The 2,347-nt window shown below is 63.5% G+C and carries 4 protein-coding genes; 1 reads left to right on the top strand and 3 read right to left on the bottom strand.

Annotation, left to right across the window (positions count from 1 at the left end; translation table 11 throughout):
• On the bottom strand, window positions 1-428 hold a 428-nt coding region (locus WBB85_RS05020; protein ID WP_432637529.1), incomplete at its 3' end, for an ATP-binding cassette domain-containing protein.
• Window positions 429-526: 98 nt separating this feature from the next.
• On the bottom strand, window positions 527-1,285 hold the full coding sequence (locus tag WBB85_RS05015) for a GNAT family N-acetyltransferase (RefSeq protein WP_432637528.1): 759 nt from the start codon (window positions 1,283-1,285) through the stop codon (window positions 527-529).
• 112 nt (window positions 1,286-1,397) lie between these two features.
• Between WBB85_RS05015 and msrB the strand changes: the two genes are divergently transcribed.
• Window positions 1,398-1,790 carry a peptide-methionine (R)-S-oxide reductase MsrB gene (gene msrB, locus WBB85_RS05010; RefSeq protein WP_432637527.1) on the top strand — a complete coding sequence of 131 codons (393 nt, stop codon included), beginning with the start codon at window positions 1,398-1,400 and terminating at the stop codon, window positions 1,788-1,790.
• Here msrB and WBB85_RS05005 read toward each other — a convergent pair.
• Window positions 1,787-2,203 carry an outer membrane protein assembly factor BamE gene (locus WBB85_RS05005; RefSeq protein ID WP_432637526.1) on the bottom strand — a complete coding sequence of 139 codons (417 nt, stop codon included), beginning with the start codon at window positions 2,201-2,203 and terminating at the stop codon, window positions 1,787-1,789. The genes msrB and WBB85_RS05005 overlap by 4 nt on opposite strands.
• Between the last annotated feature and the right edge of the window lie 144 nt (window positions 2,204-2,347).

Below are 2,347 nucleotides of genomic sequence, written 5' to 3'. Positions count from 1 at the left end.
AGCAGCATCAGTTCCGGTGCCTCGGCCAGAAGCTTGGCCAGCGCCGCGCGCCGCCGTTCCCCGCCCGATGCCGTCGCAACCCGGGTTTCGGGGTCGAACTTAAGCCCCTCTGCCACGACCGCGACGCGGTATTCCTCGCCTTCGGCCAGACCGCTGGCGGCAAAATCGCCCAAGGTCTCGAAACCGGCCATCTCGGGTTCCTGCTCCATGTAGCCGACGCTGACGCCCGGTGGCACCACGCGCGCGCCGCTGTCAGGCTCGACCAGAGCGGCCATCACCTTCATCAATGTCGACTTGCCTGATCCGTTGCGCCCGACAAGCGCCACACGGTCGCCGGGCTGGACAACCAGATCGAGCCCCTCGAACAGGGGCGCGCCCCCGAACGTCAGGGCAATATTCGAAAGCTGAAGCAGGGGAGCACGGGCCATGGCCGCCAGCTAACCCGCCGCCCGGACGTCGTCAATGCCCATCATCTGTTGATAAATATCCCCGCCGGAGGCGACCGGCAGCACCACCCGCGCCGGACCTATCCGGCGATGTCCTGCAACAGCCGCACGCGGCCCGGCGGGATCGCCCGCACCTCGAGCCCGGTGAAGACATGCAGGGTGTTCATCTCGGCATCCACCACCGCGTGATCGCTGACCCAGCCGCCCATCATGAGGTAGGACTTCAAGAGCGGCGGCATCTTCGCCATTGCCGCCCGCATGTCGGGCTTGCGCCGCAGCCGCGCGGCATAGCGAAACACGTTCGGCGCCTTGGCCGCCGGCAGCCAGCGCTTTGGCGCCAGATGCCGGGCCTTCAGCACCGCGAATGCATCCAGATAGTCGCCCGTCTCCACGCCCTTGAAGGACGAACAGCCGAAAAGAAGATCAACACGCTCTTGCTGAACCACGCGGGTCATCGCGCCCCAGGCGACGCGCAGGATATCCGCGTCATGGCAGCTCGGATCGATGCAGAACCGCCCCATCTCGACCATCCGCCCCGCGTAATCGCCAAGACCCGACAGTCCGTAATATTGCGCCGAATAGCTTTGCGATATCTCCGCCCCGCCTTCCAGCAGCATGAACCGGAAGGTGCAGACCAGCCGCCCGCCCGCCCGCTCCTCGACCAGAACATGGCGGCACAACGGGTCGAAGCGGTCCGCATCCACACCGTCTTCAGCTGCGCCCGGACGAAAGGCCAGCCAGCGCAACCGCTGCGCCGCCTGAAGGTCGGCGTCGGACCCGGCGTAACGGACCGAATAGCGCCCCTTGCGAAAGACCTCCATCGGCTCTCTTCCTTCCATCACCGCGCCGTGAGCAGCGCTTGGCGAAACGCCCGGCGCCCATTACATAGCCACAGCGGACGCCTAGCACAGAACTTATGACAATTCTCTGACAGCCCGGAAAGGGACAGCCATGGAAAAGATCGTGAAAACCGAAGAAGAATGGCGCAACCAGCTTTCGGACCTAGCCTACAAGGTCACCCGCAAGCACGGCACCGAGCGCGCCTTCACGCATGACAATTTCCCCAAGCAGCCCGGAACATACGCCTGCGTCTGTTGCGGCGCGCCGGTTTTCGATCAGGCCCACAAGTTCGACAGCGGCACCGGCTGGCCGTCCTTCTACCAGCCCAAAGAGTCCGAGATGGTCGGAGAAAGCAGCGACAACAGCTGGTTCATGAAGCGCACCGAAGTGCATTGCGCGCGCTGCGACGCCCATCTGGGCCATGTCTTCCCGGACGGCCCGGCGCCGACGGGCCTGCGGTACTGCATCAACGGCGTCGCGCTCGACTTCAAGCCGCAGGATTAGGGGGTCTGGCCGAACTGGTCAGGCGTGATATTGCCGAGGTTGCCCAGAAGCTGACGCAGGAAGGTCGTGTCGCGCACCGAGCTTGAGGTGACGCGGCGCGACAGCGCGATGACCCGGCCATCCTCCATGCCGAACCTCTCGATATTCGCGACCCGTTCGCTGTTGTCAAAACTGATCACCAGCACTTCGCGTTCGATCTCTTCGGGGTCGTTGTAGGTGTAGTGCCGGAACCGGCTTTCGACGTAGAACCATTCGTTCTCGCTCAGCACACCCTCGGCAGAAGGTCGGCCGACAAGTTCAGCAACGGTTTGCTTGGTGTCCTTGCCAACGATGATCTGCTGCAGTTCGGCATCGGTCGGAACATAGCCGTGATTGCGGTACTGTGCGGAACAGGATGCCAGGGTCAGAACCATCGCGATGACCACCGACGTCCGGATGATACCGGCCAATTTAAGCATTCCGACCCCTTGCCTTGCGGTTCTGCGCCTCGTATCCGGCTTACAGAAGGAACGTCCCCTGTTCAAGAACATCAAGAGCCGCGTGCCCATGCAAACCGA

The sequence above is a fragment of the Albidovulum sp. genome (genome assembly GCF_049646345.1).
Taxonomy (GTDB): domain Bacteria; phylum Pseudomonadota; class Alphaproteobacteria; order Rhodobacterales; family Rhodobacteraceae; genus Albidovulum.
Note: the sequence above shows the minus strand (reverse complement) of the source record. Positions and strands in the feature narration are given on the sequence as shown.